At 39.3% G+C, this 20,963-nt stretch carries 22 protein-coding genes and 1 pseudogene; 21 read left to right on the forward strand and 2 right to left on the reverse strand.

Annotated elements, in window-relative coordinates; translation table 11 throughout:
• Positions 1-14: 14 nt before the first annotated feature.
• The 16 genes and pseudogenes from JCM10596_RS16150 to coaD all read left to right on the forward strand — a co-directional run bounded on the left by JCM10596_RS16150 (position 15) and on the right by coaD (position 14,812).
• Positions 15-1,163 (forward strand): D-alanyl-D-alanine carboxypeptidase family protein, encoded by a 1,149-nt coding sequence (locus JCM10596_RS16150; protein ID WP_034681540.1) that lies wholly within the window; start codon positions 15-17, stop codon positions 1,161-1,163.
• Entirely contained in the window at positions 1,164-1,757 is a 594-nt protein-coding gene (locus JCM10596_RS16155) for a nucleoside recognition domain-containing protein (protein WP_025028027.1), read from the forward strand.
• Positions 1,758-1,769: 12 nt separating this feature from the next.
• Positions 1,770-2,306: a spore maturation protein gene (locus JCM10596_RS16160; protein ID WP_025028028.1), complete on the forward strand. Its 537-nt coding sequence runs from the start codon at positions 1,770-1,772 to the stop codon at positions 2,304-2,306.
• Between the two features lie 105 nt (positions 2,307-2,411).
• A complete protein-coding gene (locus JCM10596_RS16165; protein WP_025028029.1) occupies positions 2,412-3,146 on the forward strand; it encodes a pseudouridine synthase in 735 nt (244 codons plus the stop codon).
• 88 nt (positions 3,147-3,234) lie between these two features.
• Positions 3,235-3,759 carry a thiol-disulfide oxidoreductase ResA gene (resA, locus tag JCM10596_RS16170; protein WP_025028030.1) on the forward strand — a complete coding sequence of 175 codons (525 nt, stop codon included), beginning with the start codon at positions 3,235-3,237 and terminating at the stop codon, positions 3,757-3,759.
• A 12-nt stretch (positions 3,760-3,771) separates the two neighbouring features.
• Positions 3,772-5,385: a cytochrome c biogenesis protein ResB gene (gene resB / locus JCM10596_RS16175; protein WP_025028031.1), complete on the forward strand. Its 1,614-nt coding sequence runs from the start codon at positions 3,772-3,774 to the stop codon at positions 5,383-5,385.
• Positions 5,382-6,599 (forward strand): cytochrome c biogenesis protein CcsA, encoded by a 1,218-nt coding sequence (ccsA, locus tag JCM10596_RS16180; protein WP_034681542.1) that lies wholly within the window; start codon positions 5,382-5,384, stop codon positions 6,597-6,599. The genes resB and ccsA overlap by 4 nt, the downstream gene beginning before the upstream one ends.
• Before the next feature lie 22 nt (positions 6,600-6,621).
• The gene (locus JCM10596_RS16185; protein ID WP_025028033.1) at positions 6,622-7,338 is read left to right on the forward strand and encodes a response regulator transcription factor; all 717 of its coding nucleotides are present in this window, start codon (positions 6,622-6,624) and stop codon (positions 7,336-7,338) included.
• Between the two features lie 35 nt (positions 7,339-7,373).
• Positions 7,374-9,121: pseudogene (locus JCM10596_RS25985) on the forward strand (ATP-binding protein).
• A gap of 35 nt (positions 9,122-9,156) precedes the next feature.
• The gene (locus JCM10596_RS16195; RefSeq protein WP_025028034.1) at positions 9,157-9,915 is read left to right on the forward strand and encodes a thermonuclease family protein; all 759 of its coding nucleotides are present in this window, start codon (positions 9,157-9,159) and stop codon (positions 9,913-9,915) included.
• A gap of 128 nt (positions 9,916-10,043) precedes the next feature.
• Positions 10,044-10,637 carry a YpmS family protein gene (locus JCM10596_RS16200; protein WP_025028035.1) on the forward strand — a complete coding sequence of 198 codons (594 nt, stop codon included), beginning with the start codon at positions 10,044-10,046 and terminating at the stop codon, positions 10,635-10,637.
• A gap of 46 nt (positions 10,638-10,683) precedes the next feature.
• Positions 10,684-12,663 carry an alkaline phosphatase family protein gene (locus tag JCM10596_RS16205; RefSeq protein ID WP_025028036.1) on the forward strand — a complete coding sequence of 660 codons (1,980 nt, stop codon included), beginning with the start codon at positions 10,684-10,686 and terminating at the stop codon, positions 12,661-12,663.
• A gap of 87 nt (positions 12,664-12,750) precedes the next feature.
• Entirely contained in the window at positions 12,751-13,194 is a 444-nt protein-coding gene (locus JCM10596_RS28850) for a YlbG family protein (protein WP_025028037.1), read from the forward strand.
• A complete protein-coding gene (locus JCM10596_RS16215; RefSeq protein ID WP_025028038.1) occupies positions 13,166-13,531 on the forward strand; it encodes a hypothetical protein in 366 nt (121 codons plus the stop codon). The genes JCM10596_RS28850 and JCM10596_RS16215 overlap by 29 nt, the downstream gene beginning before the upstream one ends.
• A gap of 230 nt (positions 13,532-13,761) precedes the next feature.
• Entirely contained in the window at positions 13,762-14,337 is a 576-nt protein-coding gene (gene rsmD / locus JCM10596_RS16225) for a 16S rRNA (guanine(966)-N(2))-methyltransferase RsmD (RefSeq protein ID WP_025028039.1), read from the forward strand.
• Entirely contained in the window at positions 14,327-14,812 is a 486-nt protein-coding gene (coaD, locus tag JCM10596_RS16230; RefSeq protein WP_025028040.1) for a pantetheine-phosphate adenylyltransferase, read from the forward strand. The genes rsmD and coaD overlap by 11 nt, the downstream gene beginning before the upstream one ends.
• Positions 14,813-14,873: 61 nt before the next feature.
• Here the strand turns inward: coaD and spoVV are convergent, their stop codons facing one another.
• The gene (spoVV, locus tag JCM10596_RS16235; protein WP_025028041.1) at positions 14,874-16,106 is read right to left on the reverse strand and encodes a dipicolinic acid transporter SpoVV; all 1,233 of its coding nucleotides are present in this window, start codon (positions 16,104-16,106) and stop codon (positions 14,874-14,876) included.
• 123 nt (positions 16,107-16,229) lie between these two features.
• Between spoVV and JCM10596_RS16240 the strand changes: the two genes are divergently transcribed.
• Together JCM10596_RS16240 and JCM10596_RS16245 are read left to right on the forward strand one after the other, a co-directional pair.
• Complete coding sequence (locus tag JCM10596_RS16240) at positions 16,230-17,036, forward strand: patatin-like phospholipase family protein (protein WP_025028042.1); 807 nt, start codon at positions 16,230-16,232, stop codon at positions 17,034-17,036.
• On the forward strand, positions 17,037-18,095 hold the full coding sequence (locus JCM10596_RS16245; protein WP_025028043.1) for a SepM family pheromone-processing serine protease: 1,059 nt from the start codon (positions 17,037-17,039) through the stop codon (positions 18,093-18,095). It begins immediately after the preceding gene.
• Here JCM10596_RS16245 and JCM10596_RS16250 read toward each other — a convergent pair.
• Positions 18,062-19,327, reverse strand: a complete 1,266-nt coding sequence (locus JCM10596_RS16250) for a nucleotidyltransferase (protein ID WP_025028044.1) — start codon at positions 19,325-19,327, stop codon at positions 18,062-18,064. The two genes, JCM10596_RS16245 and JCM10596_RS16250, sit on opposite strands and share 34 nt — an antisense overlap.
• Before the next feature lie 116 nt (positions 19,328-19,443).
• Here JCM10596_RS16250 and JCM10596_RS25995 point away from each other — a divergent pair, with 116 nt between their 5' ends.
• The 3 genes from JCM10596_RS25995 (at position 19,444) to JCM10596_RS16260 (ending at position 20,778) form a co-directional block, all read left to right on the forward strand.
• The gene (locus tag JCM10596_RS25995) at positions 19,444-19,971 is read left to right on the forward strand and encodes a YceD family protein (protein WP_025028045.1); all 528 of its coding nucleotides are present in this window, start codon (positions 19,444-19,446) and stop codon (positions 19,969-19,971) included.
• Positions 19,972-20,033: 62 nt separating this feature from the next.
• The gene (rpmF, locus tag JCM10596_RS28855; protein ID WP_081792076.1) at positions 20,034-20,207 is read left to right on the forward strand and encodes a 50S ribosomal protein L32; all 174 of its coding nucleotides are present in this window, start codon (positions 20,034-20,036) and stop codon (positions 20,205-20,207) included.
• A gap of 139 nt (positions 20,208-20,346) precedes the next feature.
• Positions 20,347-20,778, forward strand: coding sequence for a hypothetical protein (locus tag JCM10596_RS16260; RefSeq protein ID WP_025028046.1), 432 nt, complete (start codon positions 20,347-20,349; stop codon positions 20,776-20,778).
• Positions 20,779-20,963 lie beyond the last annotated feature (185 nt).

Raw genomic sequence — 20,963 nt, forward strand, 5'->3', positions numbered from 1 at the left:
AGTGGAGGAAAATAATGATAGAAAACAGTGTGCTTAGACGATTATTGCCGTTATTTCTGATCATTGCCCTATTAATGACAAGTATACACACGTCACCCACCTTTGCTGAGGGGGAAGTGGGTGTATCAGCCCAAGCAGCCATTTTAATCGACCAGGAAACAGGGAGAATTTTGTTTCAAAAGAAAAGCAACGATCAACTTCGAATTGCTAGTATAACCAAAATAATGACTGCCATAGTAGCTATAGAAAATGGGAATCTGAAAGACATGGTTAAGACATCAAAAAATGCTTTTGGTGTAGAAGGATCATCTATCTATTTGAAATTAGGGGAGAAGCTAAGTCTAGAGGATATGATTTATGGACTTATGCTACGTTCTGGAAATGATGCAGCAGTGGCTATTGCTGAGCATATCGGGGGCTCTGTAGAAGGGTTTGTTTATTTAATGAATAAGAAGGCAGAGGAGCTTGGCATGACCAAAACGGTTTTTAATAACCCGCATGGACTGGATGACCATGAAGAGCATTATTCCTCCGCGAGAGATATGGCTGTCTTGACAGCTTATGCCATGAATAATGAAGTGTTTGCTACGATTGCTGGAACCAAACGAAAAACGGCTCCTTTAGAAGGAGAGAAATGGGATCGGATCTGGCATAACAAGAATCGAATGCTAAGTAAATATCCTTATGCTGATGGTGTGAAAACAGGATATACCAAAAGAGCAAAAAGAACTCTGGTATCCTCTGCAACGAAAGATGGGCATCGTTTAATTGCTGTCACCTTAAATGCGCCTGATGATTGGAATGATCATATGAATATGTTTGAATATGGTTTTAAGCACTATACGAAAGTAACTCTCGCTGAAAAGGATGAGAAATTGAAAGATGAACGATTGGCTAGAGAAGAAGGGTATTTCAAGATGAGGAATAGCTTTACCTATCCTTTGACAGATCAAGAGCATGTCCAGAAAAAAGTAACGCTAGACCGAGCTTTTCTGCAAGAAGAACTTCAGAGAGTACCTTCTCCGGCAGGCTACATTCATTTTACATTGGGAGGGCAAGAAGTTGGTCGTGTTCCTTTAGATTTTGTTTTAGAGAAGAAAGAGGGGAAACCGTTTTGGAATAGAGTCCGAACTATCTTCGGCAAGCTATTAGGGGGAGATTAAGTGGTTAATTTCATTTGGATGGGGTTAATCATCATTGGTATTATTGTGGCAGCATTAACAGGGAATATGAAGGCGATTAATGAAGCGGCTTTTGAGGGGGCAAAAGTGGGGGTAACCATCTGTTTTGGACTCATTAGTGTTCTTGTATTTTGGTTAGGACTGATGAAGATAGCAGAAGAATCAGGTTTGCTTCAACTGTTTGCTAAAGGGTTAAGTCCGATCGCTCGCTTTCTTTTCCCTGATGTACCTAAAGACCATCCTGCCATGGGCTATATTGTTTCCAATATGAGTGCGAATCTCTTCGGTCTAGGAAACGCGGCTACACCCATGGGAATAAAAGCGATGGAAGAATTGCAGAAATTGAATCCTGAACCAGACAGAGCAACCCCTTCAATGATCACATTGTTAGCTTTGAATACATCGAGTTTAACCCTGATTCCTGCTACCATCATCGCTATTCGTCTAAATTATGAGTCAACAAATGCTGTAGAAATAGTAGGGACCACCATTTTTGCGACTCTATGCTCAACGATAGTGGCAATCCTATTAGATCGCTGGTATCGTTTTCGGACAAAGCACTCAAGATCTATCTAAGGAGGTTCAAGAATGTATGAAATCATCTCAACTATTTCTTTATGGGCTATTCCTTCAATTATTTGCTTGATCCTCTTACATGGCATTTGGAAGAGAATCCCTGTCTATGAGACCTTTGTTGATGGTGCCAAGGAAGGGTTTGGAACTGCGATTAAAATCATCCCTCACTTAGTCGGAATGATGGTGGCGGTGACGATCTTTAGAGCTTCAGGTGCCCTTGATTATATTCTTGCCTTTCTTTCCCCTGTTCTGGCGATATTACATATTCCTTCTGAGATAGTTCCGCTAGCTGTGATTCGTCCTATTTCAGGATCAGGAGCGTTAGCCATCACAACAGATATTATCGAACAATTTGGACCTGATTCCTTCCTTGGAAGGCTTGCTTCTACCATGCAAGGCAGCACAGATACGACTCTTTATGTATTAACGGTCTATTTTGGGGCGGTAGGTATTCGAAAAGTTGGTTATGCATTGAAGGTTGGATTATGGGCAGACGTTGCTGGAGCGGTAGCAGCTATTTTTATTGTTACTCTCATTTTTGGGTCTTAACCAAGCTCGAATTTTCGAGCTTTTTTTGTTTTTATCTCTCCTTTATTGTCAATGCTTGTAACAATGTAAGCTTAGATGTATCATGATAGTTGAGGTGAATCAGAGTTGGAACGATTACAGAAGGTATTGGCTCACGCAGGTGTGGCATCAAGAAGAAAGTGTGAAGAATTTATTATAAATGGTCGAGTAAAAGTGAATGGACAGGTAGTTTTAGATTTGGGAACCAAGGTTGACCCTCAACAAGATCGAATTGAAGTAGATGGCACCCCTATTCATTCGGAAAAAATGGCGTATTATCTTTTCTACAAGCCAACGGGTGTCATTACCAGTGTTACAGACACTCATGGGCGTAAGGTCGTTACAGATTTTTTTCAAGAAATTCCTGAGCGGATTTACCCTGTAGGTCGACTAGACAATGATACATCTGGGCTATTGATCATGACCAATGATGGGGACTTAGCTTATCGGCTAATGCATCCTTCTTTTACGATAGATAAAATCTATTTGGCGACAGTGGAAGGGATTCCAAGCTCTCAAAAGCTCAAACAGTTAGAAAAAGGAGTTCTTCTAGAAGATGGTTGGACATCCCCTGCTGTGGCTGAAATTGTAGAAAAAAGAAGCCAGCCTACAGAATCTGTGATTCGTTTAACCATTCATGAAGGAAGAAAGCGGCAGGTCAGACGAATGTGTCAACACATTGGACATACAGTAAAGAAATTGCATCGTGAAAAATACGGTTTTCTCACATTAAAGGGTCTAAAAAAAGGGGAATATCGAGAGCTCAGCAGCGAAGAAGTTACTAGGTTAAAAGAGATGGTCACACAACGTTCACAATTATAAAAACGGTGGAGCGAGTCACTATGTATAATGAAAATGTATGTGCATTTTTTCATAGTAAATAGGGATTGAATGAAATGAGGGGAGATTCATGCGAAAGAAGAGGCATATTCTGCGATTGGTTGTTTTAGGAGTCATCTTCGTTGCCTTGGGTACTGCGTTTTACACCGCATACGTCAGTGATACAGCTCTCGTCAAAGTAGGAGAGGAAGCGCCAGATTTCACTTTAACTAATCTCGAAGGTGAACAAGTGAACTTAAGTGATTTTCGAGGACGGGGTGTATTCATTAATTTCTGGGCTTCTTGGTGTAATCCCTGTAAAGCAGAGATGCCAGATATAGAAAAACAATATCAATTGATGAAAGACCTGGGGATTGTTGTTTTAGCCGTGAATATTGAAGAATCACATCTGGCTGTATCTACGTTTGTGAAAAGAAATAATCTTTCTTTTCCGGTTTTATTAGATGTTGATAAATCAGTAACCAACCGTTATGGTGTAGGACCAATTCCTACTTCTTTCTTTATCGATAAAGACGGAATTGTTGTATCAAAAATCGAGAGAATGATGAATGAGAGGCAAATCAATCATCAATTGCAAGAAATTTTGCCAGAGTGAAGCAGGTGAATTATGTTAGACAAAGTGAAATGTGAATGTGGTCATGTGAATCCGATAGGTACAGAGCTATGTGAAGCGTGCGGAAAACCGTTTGAGGATACTGGTGGACCGTTAAATATGCGTTATGAAGGCGTAGCCAGACGATCACAGGTTTATCAGAAAACGATAGTGGATCATGTCTGGAATTTCTTTGCCTCAGTCAAAATAGCCGTTTGGTTAATCGCTATTACTCTTGTTGCTTCCATGTTTGGAACGATTTATCCTCAGCAATTATTTATTCCTTCTAATGCGAATCCATATCAATATTATCCAGAAACATATGGATTTGGAGGATATCTCTATGTCGCTTTCGGTTTGCACAATATGTATGGATCGTGGTGGTTTGTTACCTTACTCGTGATGATAGGGATCTCATTAGTGATCTGTAGTATTGATCGCTGCGTGCCCTTATACCGTGCACTTAATAATCAAAAAGTCATTCGGCATCGCAATTTCCTCTCCCGTCTACGCCTTTTTGGAAAGGTGGAAACGGATGACTCGGATCAGGTTCTAGAGCAAGCCACCGCCCTACTAGAAAAGAAACGGTATTCGGTTAGAAGAGAAGAAAATGGAGTATTGGGAGAAAAAGGACGCTTCAGCCGATGGGGACCTTACATTAATCATATAGGGCTTATTATTTTTTTAATAGGAACGTTGATGAAGATATTCCCGGGCTTCTCTTTGGAAAGCTATATTTGGTTGAGGGATGGAGAAGTGGCGCCGGTCCCTGGAACAACTGAATATTATATTAAAAGCGAAGGCTTTGAACTAGATACCTATAGCCCTGATGAGTTTATTTCCAATAAAAATGCCGAAGAGCAGCCACTAGTCGCTAAGGAATTTAAAACCAAGGCAGTTCTCTATGAAATGGTCCAAGATCCTGAAACAAAAGAAAGCGAATTAGTGGAAGTCAAAAGACATACCATTGTTGTTAATGATCCTTTAGAGTATAGAGGTCTTAAATTTTTTCAGTCTGATTTTCGCCCCAATGAACTTAGTCAATTAATTTTTGCTATGGTTCATAAGGATACTCAAGAGGTTATAGGGGATATTACCGTCGACTTACTCCACCCAGAATCGACCTACGAGCTAAAAAACGGCTATGAAGTGGAGCTATTAGAATACTATCCTGATTTTGAATTGGATCAGAATAAAGAACCTATAACAAAAAGCAATATTCCGAACAACCCTGCCTTTATCTTTAATTTGAAATCTCCCGAACATCCAGAGGGTGAAAAGAGCTGGATCTTCTTAGGAAAAACGATTGAGATGCCTGGGGCAGAAAATGACTATTCGTTAAAAATGATAAATGTGAAGATGCATCAAGTTTCTGGATTGTTAATTCGAAAAGAGCTTGGACTGCCAGTGATTTTTTTCGGAGCTTTTGTTAGTATGATAGGTTTGATCATGGGCTTCTACTGGCAACATCGTAGAATCTGGATTCAACGTGAAGGGCGTGAAATCTGGATTGGAGCTCATACCAATAAGAACTGGTTTGGTTTGCAGAAGGAAGTCGAATACGTCATAGAACAAACAGGGCTTGAGATAGATTCAGAAACACTTGATCAGGAGGGCAATAAAGCATGAGTCCAGAGCAATTGATTCATATAAGTAGTACATTATTAGTAGTTGCTTTTTTTATCTATTTTGCAGCAGCTTTTAGTTTTGTGATTTCAGTTATAGGTAAGAATTGGTCCAATCGTGATGCAAATACTCACAAAAAACAATGGGGTACCTTAGGGGTCACTGTTACACTAGTAGGTTTTGCTTTTCAAATGGTATCATATATTATGAGGTGGATGGGACAGGGGCATGCTCCAGTGAGTAATATGTTTGAATTTATGTCCTTCTTAGCCATGATGACGGCATTAGGATTCATTATCCTCTATTATATTTATCGTACGGCAGCTTTAGGAGCTTTTGTTCTGCCGATGGTCGTTACTCTTATTGGCTGGGCATCTGTATTTGATTCAGATCCTAAACCATTAATTCCGGCACTTCAAAGCTATTGGTTGAAGATCCATGTATCCATGGCAGCCTTATCAGAAGGCATATTTGCTGTAGGTTTTGCCGCAGGTTTGATGTATATCATCCGCACTGTCAACCAGAAGGTGGCTTCAGGTAAAACATTTGCATTGGAGTGCTTTCTCTCTACCATCTTAATGCTTATTGGATTTATTATCCTGACTTCAGCTTTTCGAGGAGTAGACTATCAGACATCATTTGAATATATCAATGAAAGAAATGAGTCTCAGGTGATCATGTATACTCTTCCTGCCATAGCCAAACCATATGATGGAAAGCAATTAACAGAAGATCGAATGAAACCTTTGATTTCGACTCCTTCTTGGATGAAAGGAAAGGATGCGCCTCGAAAATTCAATACGGTGGTATGGTCCTTTCTATCTGGTATGTTTTTATATGGTTTGTTAAGACTTATTCTGCGGAAGCGACTAGGTGCTGTGATGCAACCGTGGTTAGATGACCTAAAGCCATCAATGCTTGATGAAATTAGCTACCGAGCGATTGCCATCGCTTTTCCTATATTTACTCTTGGTGCACTGATCTTTGCCATGATTTGGGCAGAGAAGGCATGGGGACGATTTTGGGGCTGGGACCCTAAGGAAGTGTGGGCATTGATTACCTTCCTATTCTATAGTGTGTATCTTCACCTAAGACTTTCAAAAGGATGGCATGGAGAAAAATCGGCTTGGTTAGCAGTAATTGGATTTATTATTATTATGTTTAATCTTGTTTTTGTTAATTTAATTATTGCTGGTTTACACTCTTATGCATCTTAAACGAATGGAAGGAGCCAAGAAGATGGACAAAGACGTTAAAATATTGGTAGTGGATGATGAAGAAAGAATTCGTCGGCTTATTCGGATGTACCTTGAAAGAGAAGAATATACAATTGATGAAGCAGAAAATGGTGAGGAAGCTCTCATTAAAGCGATTGATGTGAATTATGATTGCATTTTACTAGACCTCATGCTACCAGGAATGGATGGAATCGAGGTTTGTCAAAAAATAAGAGAACATAAGTCAACACCGATTATTATGATTACAGCCAAAGGGGAAGAAACAAATCGAGTACATGGCTTTGAGGTAGGGGCAGACGATTATGTCGTTAAACCGTTCAGTCCTCGTGAAGTAGTTTATCGAGTAAAGGCGATTTTACGCCGTTCTTCTACAACTGCTTTTCTTAATCTTGATCAGACTGCCAATGATGTGCTTGTTTTTGCTAATCTAACCATTGATCATGATGCTCACCGTGTGACCGCAGATGGGACGGATGTTAGTTTAACCCCTAAAGAGTACGAACTTCTTCACTACTTAGCTTTGTCACCGAATAAGGTGTTTTCTAGAGAGCAATTGCTCAAGGATGTTTGGAACTACGAGTTTTTTGGTGATTTAAGAACTGTAGATACTCATATCAAGAGATTGAGAGAGAAGCTAAATAAAGTGTCACCTCAGGCTGCCAACATGATTGCTACTGTTTGGGGAGTCGGTTATAAATTTGAGGTACCAGCAGAGTGAAAAGTTTATGGAGAAGTGTCGTTGGAAAGCTATGGATGACAGTCATTGCATTAGTGGCTGTCGTTCTTCTTATTTTAACGATCTTACTTGTGCAGCTGTTTGACCGTTTTTATTATGAACAACAATATAATCAGTTGACCGCATTAACAACAAAAATAGCTACTATTTTTCAAACCTATGAAGATACACATCTTGCCCTTCATACAGCGAAAGAGCTTATTGAAGTTTCTAAATCAGGATTAACCATCGTAGGTCCGAGATCTACTGATTTATTTGTTAGTAAAGTAGAGAATGTACCTGAATTAAATGCAGAGCTATTGATAACACATCCAGAAATTCAGCAGGTGTTTCGAGGATTAAAAATAGCGAATCGGGGACATTTTTCATTTGTCAGTGAGCAGGGAACCATTGAAATTGATATGATTATTGTTGGAGTACCATTGATCATAGAAAGTCAACAAAGTGGTGCTGTTTTCTTATATCAGACCTTGGATGACATTAATAGTACAATTAATGAAGCGAAAAGAATCATTCTATTCTCAGCCTCAATAGGGATTGCTTTGACTACCGTTTTTGCTTTCTTCTTGTCGACACGAATTACCTTACCGCTAAGACAGATGAAGGTAGCGGCAGACAATATGTCTAAAGGAGACTTTCATACTCGAGTGTCTATTCGTACCTCGGATGAAATTGGAAATTTAGCGTTAACCTTTAATCATATGGCGGAGCAACTGAATGATTCGATCCATGCTCTTTCACATGAAAAAGAACAGCTTTCCAATATCCTTCGGAGTATGGTGGACGGTGTTATTACACTTGATGTTCAAGGGAAAGTGATTTTAATTAATCCTCCGGCAGAAAACATGCTGACGACATGGAAATATGAAGAAAATTTGTTTGATTCAGATGCTGTTCCAAGACTTCTCTTAAATATCTTTCAACGAGTGGTTGAAACAGAAAAAGAATATACAACTACAGTTTCAGCACAAGGGAGATTTTGGACGATTGCGATGGCTCCATTATATAGGCAAAATATAATCAGAGGAACTGTAGCGGTTATCCGAGATATGACAGAAGAAAAACGACTGGATAAGCTAAGAAAAGACTTTGTAGCCAATGTTTCTCATGAGTTAAGAACGCCATTATCAATGATGCAGGGGTATAGTGAAGCGCTGGTGGACGATATTGTCGATCATGCTGAGGACCGTAAGGAAATCGCTCAAATTATACATGATGAATCACTCAGGATGGGGCGACTTGTCAATGAATTACTCGATCTTGCACGTATGGAGGCAGGTCATATTGAACTTCATATGGAAGATGTGGATTTGTGTTCGGTCGTACACAAAGCGACGCGTAAATTTGCAGCCCTAGCCAAAGAACAAAAGATCAAGCTCGTTGAGAATTTTGATCCATTAGAACAGGAATATAGCATAGATCCTGACCGAATGGAGCAGGTCTTAACCAATTTAATTGATAATGCCATTCGGCATACACCTGAAGAAGGAAAAGTGACCATTGGTTTGCGTGAAGAAAGGGATACATTATTTCTTTCTGTTGAGGACACAGGATCTGGTATTCCAGAGGACGATCTGCCATTTGTTTTTGAACGTTTCTATAAAGCCGACAAAGCAAGAACGAGAGGAAGAGCAGGAACGGGGATCGGTCTTTCTATTGTCAAGCATTTAGTAGAAGCGCACGAAGGCATATTCAAGTCCATAGCAAGCTAGGGGAGGGCACCTCCTTTACCATTCAATTACCTAGAAAAAAAGAGCAAGTGTAGAGGATCATTATACTTGGAACGAGGAGTCGTTTACAGTGAGGAAAAAGGTTTTACAACTAAGCATGTTGGTCTGCTTCATCAGTCTGTTTCTTCTAAGTGCTTGCTCTGAGCCTTCAAGCATGGGAGACATAGAAGAAGGAACTGTATTACGAGTGGTTGATGGCGATACAATCAAAGTGAAGCTAAATGGGGTTGAAGAAACAGTTCGGCTGCTTTGTATCGATACTCCAGAAATGAAGGACAAACGTTTTGACGGGCCGCAGCCTTTTGCTGAAGAAGCGACTGAGTTCGTTACAGATATGCTATCAGGAAAAAAGGTAGAACTTGAGCTAGGGCTAGGAAATGGGCGAGATAAGTATGGACGTCTTTTAGCTTATGTCTACGTGGATGGTCAGATGATCAATGAACGATTGTTAGAGGAAGGGTTGGCAAGAGTCGCTTATGTCTACTCTCCTAACACCAAATATGTCGATCAATTTCGCGAAATTCAGCGCCAATCCCAGAAAGAAGGGAAAGGAATCTGGAGCTTGGAAAATTATGCTCAGGAAGATGGGTTTCACACTCAAAATGTGAAAGAAGCTGTAGTTTCGTCTAAGGTACAAAAGAAGGAAGTTACTGCTTCAGCTCAGGTTCAAAGCTCATCCGATTGCACAATCAAAGGCAATATTAACTCCAAAGGGGAAAAGATTTATCATCTTCCGGGGGGAGCCTATTATGATAGAACTAAGGAAGAAATGATGTTTTGCACGGAAAGCGAAGCAGAACAAGCTGGCTTCAGACGCTCATCCAGATAGTTCTTAGTCTATGGGCTAAGGAATTACGTGTCTATGATGAAACGAATCAGGGAAAATGGAATATACTATACACAGAAAACCACTTTACGAATAAGTGGTTTTTTTAGATATTGAAGGAGGTTTTATTCTTGGACTATTCAAAGGCAAAGCGCTGGAAATTTTCATTTTTCTTTTTACTCACTCTCAATGTCATTGTCCTTCTTTTCCTTATTGTGACGTTATTAGTGGTCTGGCCTAATCAGCAAAGTGTATCGATAGAGGTGGAAGATTCCCTTCTTGAAGAAGCTATGTTTTCCCTTCACTCAAATAAGGAGAGCATGAACAAAATGATCCAGAAATATATACACAGAGAAGGTCAGAGTTCGAATATGAAATACCGTTTGTATCTTGATGATAAAGTAGTTCTTGAAAGCGGTTTGAACATTTTAGGTCAGGATATCCCCATTACGCTCACTTTCATTCCTAAAGTGACAGAGCATGGTAATTTATTACTTATCCAAGAAGAATTTACGTTAGCAGGGTTTCAGCTTCCTTCATATCATTTGCTTGAATTAATAAAAAACACCTATACATTTCCAGCTTGGGTATCTATTAATCCTGAACAAAATCATATTTATCTCACCTTTTCCCAGATGAATACGAAAGGTTCCTTTAAGATAAGAGCAAAAGAGTTTGATCTACCCCACGATAAAATAGAGTTTTCTGTATATTACGCTCCATAAACGGAAGGCTAAGGAGGAAAGAGTAAGAGTTAGGAGGGTACTTTAGGTGTTGAGGAAATATGTCATTGTATTCTTGCTTGTCATTCTAACTGCTTGCCATACTGGAAATCCAATGGGGGGAAATATCAAATCTTTTCATGAAAAGTTGGATAAAAAAAATAACCATCATAAAAAAGTGATTTTAATCTTAGTTGATTCCATGATGGGGGGATTAGTAGATAGTAGTGTGAAAAAAGGGAATGTTCCTGCTCTACAATTCCTGATTGAGAATGGTCAATATTATAAAGATGTAGTGGCGCCATTTCCCACTATGTCCGTAACCATTGAAAGCTCCATTATTACAGGAGTGATGCCAGATAAGCATAAAATTCCTGGATTGGCTTGGTACCATCCTAAAGAAGATCGAATCGTTAACTATGGAACCTCCTTAGGAATTTTAATGCGCTCTGGTTTTCATGAGGGAGTGAAGGATGCCTTATTTCATTTAAACAATACCCATCTTAGTCCTAAAGTGACGACTATTTTTGAAGAACTGGATCAAAAGGGTAAAACCTCTGGGGCAATTAATACGCTACTTTACCGAGGGAATTATCTTCATCGTCTCACTTTGCCCCCTTTAGCTGATGAAGTACTTAATGTTCCCGAAGCTTTTGAAACAAAAGGACCTCACGTTTTAGCGTTTGGACAATTCTCTAAACCAGAGATATTAGAAAAAAAAGAGTTATCTGATGGGTATACAGAGCGGCTCGGACTCAATGATCAATATTCTGTGGAGGTTACTCAGCAACTTATCGAACAAGGGGATCAACCCGATTTTTTAATGATTTTTCTTCCGGATTATGACAAGATCGTCCATAAAGAAGGCCCTCACTATAGGAAGGGATTCGAGGATGTGGAATTGTATATTCAAAGTATTCTTAATTCGTATGATTCGTGGCAAGAGGCTATAGATGATAATATCATTATCCTCTTGGGTGATCATGGACAGGATCATATCTTGCCAGATGAAAATGAGTTAGGAATCAATTTAGATCATATCTACCGAAACTATCGTATTTCTTCGTTACGTGAGCCTGTGAGTCACGGAGAAATTGCTTTTGCTGTGAACCAAAGAATGACTTATGTCTACGATGTCCATAATCAAAATTTAATTCCTTCCTTAGTGGAGCAAGCGTTAACCGAACCTAAAATTGATCTCATCGCTTGGAAAGATCACAAGCAATGGGTGGAAGTGGCTTCACCAAATGATCAGCGCCGCTTGCGTTTTAAACCGGGAGGAGAATGGGAAGATGAGTATGGTCAAACGTGGGAAATAGAGGGAGAGCCCGAAGTCATAGGAGTTCGGATTGATTCTTATGATAAGAGAAAGATTTCATATACCGATAATCCAGACGGGTTTAATCAACTCTATAGTGCCTTAGAAAGTCAGAAAGATGCTCCGACTTTAATCCTTACCGCTAAGCCTGGTTATTCATTTCAATCTGAGGGAACTCCGACGCATCCCGATGGTGGGGAACATGGGGGGCTTCATCGCAATGATTCTTTAGCAGCGATGATTATTGCTGGGACAGATCAGAAGCCACCAAATCTTAGAATGGTGGACTTGAAGCAATATATCATGGATCTCTTGACAGAAAATCCTGAGTGGAGAAAACGATCTAGTCTGGTCAAAGAGACTAAAGAGGAGGAAAAGGAAGAACCACCTAAAGTAAAAAGAAATATAGCCAATAAAACAAAGGAAATCGTGACAAGTACTGATGGGGTGATTGGAGCGGTAAGCGTTGCTCTAGATAAAGAGTTATTTGTAGCGGTAGAAGTGGAAAGATGGCACCGTTTTAGGTTAAAAACTCTTCGCTCTGACCTTTACGAGCTCCTATCGCATCGTTTTAAGGATTATAAAGTTAATATATCCACAGATTGGAAAATATACAGAGAAATCAAGAAGCTGGAAGACGAGATTAACGACTTATCAGGTGAGGAGGTAAAAAAGAGATTAGAAAAAATTGAAAAAAGTATGAAAGGGTAGAATAAGAAATAATTGCTAATAAGAACTTTCCATGCTACCATGATAGTGGAACAATATTAACTATTTCACGATTAAGGAGCGCATTTTATGTTTCCAAAGCGATTAGGTTTGGCAGTGTGGCTAAATAATACAAAGATGGCAAGGCACCTTCGCCGTTTTGGCAATGTTCATTATATTTCACGTAAAATGCGTTATGCGATTCTTTACGTGGATGAACAGAAACTTGATGAAACCATTTTAAAATTAAATCAGTTTAATTTTGTAAAAAAAGTTGAACTTTCTCACCGACATGAATTGAAAACGGAATATCAAAATGCTAAGCCAGATAAAGCCAAGGAATACGACTATAAAATGGCTTATAATGTAATGAACATAGACTCTCGACTTATTCCTACCAATGGATTGAGGAAGGGAGTCTTTTTTATCTCGTTCTACCTGACAAGTGGAGTAAAAACTCTATCTGATGAAAGTCTACTTTATAATTCTAAAGGAGGAGAAAAAGTTGGGATGGAATCAATTCTTTTTTTCTAGCTTTGTCTTGATTATGTTTTTTCTGGTTGGGATGTTGATCTTTGACACTCTTAGAAAAGGACGACTTCGAAAGAAAAAAGAACAAGAGGATCCGTCATACTTGTTCACCATTATTATTCCCGCGATTATTGCATCTTTAGTTGCGCAGGGACTATTACCCAAAGAACAAGAAGCAGAGATACAGGCAAATTCCCTGACCGATTTAGAACATTACCTAATTGAGCAACAAATTTTTGAGTCTAGAGAGGAAATAGAGGATTGGATTCTCAAGCAGCCTGAACTTGTAGGCTATGGAGATAGTATTTTTGGTTATCAAGATCATGGTGACTTTTCATAAAAAAAAAGGCCATCTACACCTTTTAAGGAGTAGACGGCCAATGGGAGAGGAGAAACCGGAGGAAGAGCTTATGGGGAAACGTAAGTCTTCTCCGCGGTTGTCTACGACATCTCTCGATGTCGATAGTTCTATTATGGACCGCAAGTAGAAAAATATACCTTAAAAAATAATTTTTTTGTGATAACATATGATAAGGATATGTAGAAAATAAATGTAGAAACGGTGGTCATATGAGAGTCATTTCAGGAATTCATAAGGGACGTTCTATACATGCTGTCCCTGGTAAATCAACAAGACCCACTACAGATAAAGTGAAAGAATCGATATTTAACTTGATAGGTCAACCCTATTTTGAAGGAGGAATAGGACTTGATCTCTATGCAGGTACAGGTGGGTTGGGAATCGAAGCGTTAAGTCGAGGATTAGACAAAATGATTTTTGTCGACCAAAACCGAAAAGCTTTTGATATTATTAAACAGAATCTAGAAGCCTTAGATCTTTTAGATCGGAGTGAGGTTTATAAAAATGATGCAGATCGAGCACTGAAAGCCATCATTAAACGAGAGCTTTCTTTCGACCTTATTTTCTTAGACCCTCCATATGCTGAGCAAAAGATTGGAGCACAGTTAGGCCTCATACAGCAATATCAACTTCTGAAACACAATGGAACAGTTGTGGTTGAAACAGGAAATTCGATCACTCTTCCTGAGAAGGTTGGAGAGATCGAACTGGTGAAACATCATCAATATGGGGAAACTGAGATCCGGATCTATGTGCACAAAGGGAGAGAAGAGCATGGCAATTAAAGCTGTTTGTCCAGGAAGTTTTGATCCAGTTACATATGGACATTTAGATATTATCCAAAGGGCTGCCAATGTTTTTGACACCGTCATTGTTGCTGTCCTAAACAATACCAGTAAAAACCCTCTATTCACCGTAGAACAACGGATAGAACTGCTAAAAGAGGTAACCAAAGATATACCTAATGTTGAGGTTGACTCTTTCAATGGATTATTAATTGATTATATGAAGCAAAAACAAGCAAATACGATTGTTCGGGGATTACGAGCTATCTCAGATTTTGAGTATGAATTACAGGTTGCTTCAATCAACCGTAAGCTGGATGATTCAATAGAAACCTTTTTTATGATGACGAATAACAAATATTCCTATCTTAGTTCTAGTATTGTAAAAGAAGTAGCTAAGTACCATGCCTCTGTCAGTGACCTTGTTCCACCTATTGTGGAAGAGGCATTAATGAAAAAATATGGTCAAATCTAAAAATGAACTGGCGTGCTAATTTTTTAGCCACGTCTTTTTTGTGTCTATTTTTTATCTCGTTCTAAAATGACTTACTCGATACTCGTTTTGCCCATCCGATAATCAAAAGGATACCAAGAGTTATTACCCCTGCAACGAGAGAGGAGTACAAAAAAAAGGGCAAGGAGTTCCCATGGACGATGCGCTCTTGAGTGAATGAATGAAAGAATACTGCCACCTCTCTGTTATTAATAAAGAATTGGAAAGGTTGCCACAATAAATAGGTCCATACACCAGCTAAGAGGGCATGAAGAATACGTGAAATGAAAAAGGGCTTATATCGAATATCTGTATGAGCAAACATGCTTAAGACCTGTGCATGGACAGAGAGACCACTCCAGGCAATGATCACACTGGCAATGGCGACTTTTTGGATAAGAGGAATGGAGCCTGCTAAATCGCTTGCTTTTTGGACTCCCAATGTGATTTCAAAAAATCCTGAAACGAGAGAATGGCTTAATTCAATACTTAATCCAAACATGACTAAGATAAAAGAAAAGAAAAGAGATAGAATTTGACTAATTCCTACAATGTTCATAAGATTGATAATAACTGAAAACATTATAATAAAGCCGCCAATTAATAAAAGTGTTTGAATGGATGAGGTTACAGCATCCCCCATAATGGTTCCAAAGCTTCTTTGATCTTCTAATCTAGCATGATGCATCGCTTTTAAAGCTCTATAGAGGAGAGGTTTGGCAGGTCTGTTCTCCTCATCACTGCTGTTGCTTTTATCTTGGTAATCATGAAACCGCATAATTAAACCGAGCTGAAAGGCTGCGATATAGTGAGCTCCAGCGATGATAATACCTAATGTGACGTCGTGAAAAAAACCAACAGCAACAGCGCCAAACATAAACAATGGGCCAGAGGTACTGGTAATGGAAACTAATCGCTCAGCTTCTGAACGGGTAATCACATTTTGTTCCCGCAAACGAACGGTCAATTTTGCTCCCATAGGATAACCTGAAGCGATCCCCATAGACAGGACAAAACCTCCTACACCAGGGACTCTAAAAAGAGGTCTCATCCAGGGCTCGAATAAAACTCCTATAAAATGGACGACACCAAATCCAATGAGAAGCTCTGCCGTAATAAAAAAAGGAAGCAATGCTGGAAAAACAACTTCCCACCAGATGCTCAACCCTCGTAAGGAAGATTCAAAGGCCTGTTTTGGAAAGGAAATTATTGAAGAAACTAAAAACAATGATAAAAGGGCTAAAAACCCTGTTTTTAGATAAGAGAGTTGTTTCATAACCATCCCCCATAATGTTTGTCAGGCTTGTATATGAATACGTATAAGAAGGTAAATTTAGACCAGTTGTTTTAGTCATGATTTGTCCACATCGATAATAGGTATAGGATAGAGGTGAAAGTAGTGAATGAAAGCACAAGAAGAAGACCCACAATTGGTCTGGCATTAGGTTCAGGGGGAGCGAGAGGTTTTGCTCATATTGGTGTTTTGAAGGCTTTCGAGCAGCATCAGATCCCTATTGATTACATTGCAGGGAGCAGTATTGGGGCATTGGTGGCAAGCTTATATTGTGTAGGTCATTCCCCTGATTCGATTCAAAAATACATAACCTACTTTCCTCAAAAATTTTGGATGGATTACACAGTCCCAAAAATGGGACTAGTTGCAGGAGAGAAGATGAAGGAACTGATTCGGCTATTTACGAAGAAAAAAAAGATCGAAGAAGCTTCGATTCCTCTTGCTATTGTGGCAACCAACTTGCAGAAGGGGGAGAGGCGAGTTTTTAGAGAGGGTCCCATAGCGGAAGCGGTTAGAGCAAGCATTTCGATTCCAGGGATCTTTGTTCCTGAAAAAATCGAAGGAGAATATTATGTGGACGGTGGGGTTATTGATCGTGTTCCTGTATCTGTGGTGAAGGATATGGGAGCAGATTTAGTGATTTCGGTTGATGTTTCCTACTTCGAAGCAGAGCAACAGGAAATAAATTCTATGTTTGATGTCATCGCTCAGACCATTGATATTATGGAGAGAGAGATCTTGCGTTATCGGATGCTTCATGCAGATATTATGCTCCGACCTAAAGTAGGAGTAAGAGGTTCTTCTCTATTTAACGGATCAGAGGATATGATTAATGAAGGAGAACGAACAGCCTTAGAGATGATTCCCTCTATTCAGAGAATGATAGAGGAATGGAAGGGGGAAGAACAGTAAATGTCAAGAGAAACCGTAAGACGTTTTTTGCCAACGGGAATTGTGGCAGTGCTTTTAATTGTAGGCTTCTATTATCCTCTTCCTTATTATATTTCTCAGCCAGGAGAAGCAGTAGAACTAGCACCCATTATTCAAGTAGAAAATAGACATCATGAGCAAGGGAGTTTGATGCTTACAACTGTGCGCATGGGAGGGGCTAATTTTTTTAGTTTTGCACTCGCTAATTTTAATTCCTATATGGATGTGATTCCAAAAGACTTTTTGCTTGCCCATTATAAGAGTGAGGAACACTATAGTCGAAGACAGCTCCAAGTGATGGAATCTTCTCAAGAAACAGCTATTTTGGTCGCTTATCGACTAGCAGGAATTAATATTCCAGTGAAAAATGAAGGAATTATAGTGACTCAAACGATGGAAGGGATGCCAGCTGAGCAGCATTTACAGATTGGAGATGTGATTATTAGGGTAGATCAAAAGGAAGTAAATACATCGGAGGAATTGATTACCTATATTTTAGGTAAGAAAAAAGGAGATTCTGTAGAGATTACCTACCTTCGAGATGAACAAGAACAAACGGCGATGCTTGCGATCTCTGAGCTTCCTTTATCAGATGAGGAGAAGGAGCGAGGGGTAGAGCCCCGTGCAGGAATCGGAATCTCCACCCTAACCAAACGTAGTCTAGGAGAAATCACCCCTTCTGTGAATATACGTACCGAAAAAATTGGAGGTCCTTCTGCTGGCTTAATGTTCACCTTGGAAATTTATAACCAGCTGACTGAACATGACATCACAAAAGGATATCGTATTGCTGGAACCGGTACGATCAATGCGGAGGGGAATATAGGGCGCATTGGTGGAATTCATCAGAAAGTGGTGGCTGCAGATAAGGCAAAAGTAGATATCTTTTTTGCCCCTCATGAAAAATGGGCTACAAATTCCAATTATCAAGTGGCATTGGCTGCTGCTAAAGATATAGGAACAAGTATGAAGGTTGTTCCAGTAGAACATGTCAAGGATGCTCTTGCCTATTTAGATTCTTTACCACCCAAAACAGAATAAGATGCTGTGGTAAGAGGGGTTTGCATAACCTCTCTTTTTTGCTGCTCAGAGTGTGAACCCAAATATCCTAGAGCATGCAGGGAAGAGGCTTTTAAATCATATGTAAGCATTTCTGGATGGTTTTTCCGAATAGCTGAGATGACAGGGAGCCGGATCTCTTTTTTGTACTTATGTAAGAGCTCTCTTCCTTTAGGAGAGTAGCCTAAAAGACGCAGATAGGTAGGCCCTTGATCCAAATGAAGCTGGGAAGCCCCTTCTTTCGTGAATTGGGTAAAAGTATGTAAGATCATTCTTTGAATTCGGTTCCAAGTGTATCTTTTACTTTTGACTAACTCAATTAAGGTTGACATTCGATCTGCCATCAGAATTTTTTCTTTAAAGCGATTCTCAATTCCCTCTTCCATTTCGTAAATTCCCCTAAGCTGGTTTGGTGATTGGGAAAGCAAGGAATGGGCAACATAAGAGAAATAATTTTCCCAGGATACTGGACCTCGTCCTAGACTAGCTTCTCTCTGCAAGATGTGTAAAGTATAAGGTGGAATATAGGGCTTGATCGCGTCCCATTGAGGTTTATCTCCAGAGAATAATGCCTCTCTAATGCTTGTTGCGCTGGCTATTTGATGATCTGAGAAATGTCGATCATGATACTCCGCTTTTTCTCTTTTAATGGTTGTGGGTCGAATGTGACTTTGTGTTTTTTTCAGCGCCATAAGATAATGCAGACCTAATATATTATTGGGTTTGGAAATAAGCTGGGGATCTAGTTCTTGCTCATTTTTTAAAATAGAGAGGATCGCTGAGCTATATGCCTGTGGATAACTGTTGCCTTTGCTCATCTCTATTTTGATTTGTTCTTTAAATTCTTTAGGCTCCTCGTAAAGGAAGTCTGCTATGGCTTCTAAGGACCGAATTTCTCCGCTTTCAGAGCCAAAGCATAGCGTATTGACAAAGGGTAAACTAGAGAGAAGCTGGACAGCTCCTTGAGCAAAATAGTGGGCTTGCTGTGTGGAATAGACATAGGGAAGTTCAAACACAAGATCGACTCCCATTTCTAACGCCATTTCTGTTCGTGCCCATTTATTAACCAAAGCAGGTTCTCCTCTTTGCAGAAATTGACCGCTCATCACAATCACTACTGCATCTGCTTGTAACGTTTTTTTTGCTTGCTCAAAATGATATACATGTCCATAATGAAGAGGGTTGTATTCTACAATTAGACCTACAGTATTCATCTACATAGCTCCTTAAGCGAAATAAAATCTATTTTTATTATAACAATTCTCGGGAATTGTTGACAAATAGCTATGTTACAATATATAATTACTTCTGTTGCTTTGAGGTGAAATTGATGATCATTAACGTGAAACAATGTCTTGAATTAAAGGGTAAAGAGCTTCCATTAAAGCATACCTATGAGCTTGCACAATTAACTCAGAGAAATAAACAGTTGCTAAGTGTTAGTCCTATACAGTTTGAAGGTCAAGGCCAAATGCAATCAGGGGTCTTTGTTATAAAGGGGACTTTACAAGGGACGTGTATCGTTGCTTGTTCTAGATGCTTAGGTGATGTAAACCTCTCGATTCTTCAAGAACTTGAAGAAAGGTTTAATATTCAAGCAAAGCTGGGAACAATAGAAGAGAATGAAGAGCAAGAAATACATGAAGTGATTGGACAAGAAATTAATTTGACACCTTATGTGGAGAATGAAGTCCTTTTATCAATTCCTTCTTTTCCTGTTTGTAGATCTGAAGAAGAGTGTAAGAATCATTTGCCTCAAGAAGGTAAAGATTGGAATGTATTAACTGAAAAAATGAAGCAAGACAAAATTGATCCTAGGTTAGCAGATTTAGCGAAGTTTTTTGATCAAAATAAGTAACATAAATTTCGCTTTATCTTAAGTAACATAACATGATAGAATGGTTGAAGGGGTGGAGTATCATGGCAGTACCTTTCAGAAAAACATCAAAAACTCGTCGCGATATGCGTCGTACTCATTTCAAATTATCAGTACCTGGTATGGTTAAGTGCTCACATTGTGGCGAACTTAAACTAGCTCACCGTGTATGTAGAGCATGTGGAACATATAAAGGTGAAGATGTTGTAAATAAGTAATTATTTACATTCCAGAATAGACCGTTAGGGAAATCCTACGGTCTATTTTTTATTTTCTTATTTGATCTATTTTCACTTTGCAGGTAGCCATTCGCCTAGTCTATGCATACTATGTTTGGTGAAAAGGAGGAGAAAATAAATGCATCACCACCATTTACATCAAACTCAACCGATCGATATGAAAAAAACATGTGTTGATCACATCAATCGTTATGTTTTAATTCAAACAAAAGATGGATATAGCTATGATGGGATTGTCGAGCATGTAGACGATCAGAACGTGTACTTAGCTGTACCGATAGGCGAGGAGATCATGTCTGAGCCAATGTATCAACCGAGGGACCAAGTATCAGCTCCTGATCAAAGAGTAGAGCAAGAGAATCCAGAATCAGGAGAGCGGCAATTTTACCCTGGTTTTGGAGGCTATCCCGGCTATGGAGGTTTTTATCCTGGTTACGGATATCCTGCATATGGATATCCTGGATATGGCTTTCCTCGAAGAAGGCGTTTCAGTCCGCTTATACTCCCTCTCACTGCCATAGCAGCCTTATCCTTGTTACCTTTTTATTAATAAACAGTTCATCTACTGGGCGGACCTCAATAAATGATCAATCACATCTATGTGTTAACTCGTTGTCAATCAATGTAGTTGACACTTTTTTTGTTTTCAGTAAGTACCAGATCAACTGTTTTTTTTGACTGGGCACGATTCTTATAAAAAGGCAGACAAGGGGACATGATAACAAGAAAGAATTT

Origin of the sequence: Caldalkalibacillus mannanilyticus JCM 10596, from assembly GCF_000615945.1 — a bacterium.
Taxonomy (GTDB): domain Bacteria; phylum Bacillota; class Bacilli; order Caldalkalibacillales; family JCM-10596; genus Bacillus_AT; species Bacillus_AT mannanilyticus.

What these genes read in the sequence shown, in the direction of transcription:
- JCM10596_RS16150 (WP_034681540.1), top strand. Translation starts at nt 15, where the DNA reads ATGATAGAAAACAGTGTGCTTAGACGATTATTGCCGTTATTTCTGATC.
- JCM10596_RS16160 (WP_025028028.1), top strand. Translation starts at nt 1,770, where the DNA reads ATGTATGAAATCATCTCAACTATTTCTTTATGGGCTATTCCTTCAATT.
- resA (WP_025028030.1), top strand. Translation starts at nt 3,235, where the DNA reads ATGCGAAAGAAGAGGCATATTCTGCGATTGGTTGTTTTAGGAGTCATC.
- resB (WP_025028031.1), top strand. Translation starts at nt 3,772, where the DNA reads ATGTTAGACAAAGTGAAATGTGAATGTGGTCATGTGAATCCGATAGGT.
- ccsA (WP_034681542.1), top strand. Translation starts at nt 5,382, where the DNA reads ATGAGTCCAGAGCAATTGATTCATATAAGTAGTACATTATTAGTAGTT.
- JCM10596_RS16185 (WP_025028033.1), top strand. Translation starts at nt 6,622, where the DNA reads ATGGACAAAGACGTTAAAATATTGGTAGTGGATGATGAAGAAAGAATT.
- JCM10596_RS28850 (WP_025028037.1), top strand. Translation starts at nt 12,751, where the DNA reads ATGTTTCCAAAGCGATTAGGTTTGGCAGTGTGGCTAAATAATACAAAG.
- rsmD (WP_025028039.1), top strand. Translation starts at nt 13,762, where the DNA reads ATGAGAGTCATTTCAGGAATTCATAAGGGACGTTCTATACATGCTGTC.
- coaD (WP_025028040.1), top strand. Translation starts at nt 14,327, where the DNA reads ATGGCAATTAAAGCTGTTTGTCCAGGAAGTTTTGATCCAGTTACATAT.
- spoVV (WP_025028041.1), bottom strand. Translation starts at nt 16,106, where the DNA reads ATGAAACAACTCTCTTATCTAAAAACAGGGTTTTTAGCCCTTTTATCA.
- JCM10596_RS16245 (WP_025028043.1), top strand. Translation starts at nt 17,037, where the DNA reads ATGTCAAGAGAAACCGTAAGACGTTTTTTGCCAACGGGAATTGTGGCA.
- JCM10596_RS16250 (WP_025028044.1), bottom strand. Translation starts at nt 19,327, where the DNA reads ATGAATACTGTAGGTCTAATTGTAGAATACAACCCTCTTCATTATGGA.
- JCM10596_RS25995 (WP_025028045.1), top strand. Translation starts at nt 19,444, where the DNA reads ATGATCATTAACGTGAAACAATGTCTTGAATTAAAGGGTAAAGAGCTT.
- rpmF (WP_081792076.1), top strand. Translation starts at nt 20,034, where the DNA reads ATGGCAGTACCTTTCAGAAAAACATCAAAAACTCGTCGCGATATGCGT.
- JCM10596_RS16260 (WP_025028046.1), top strand. Translation starts at nt 20,347, where the DNA reads ATGCATCACCACCATTTACATCAAACTCAACCGATCGATATGAAAAAA.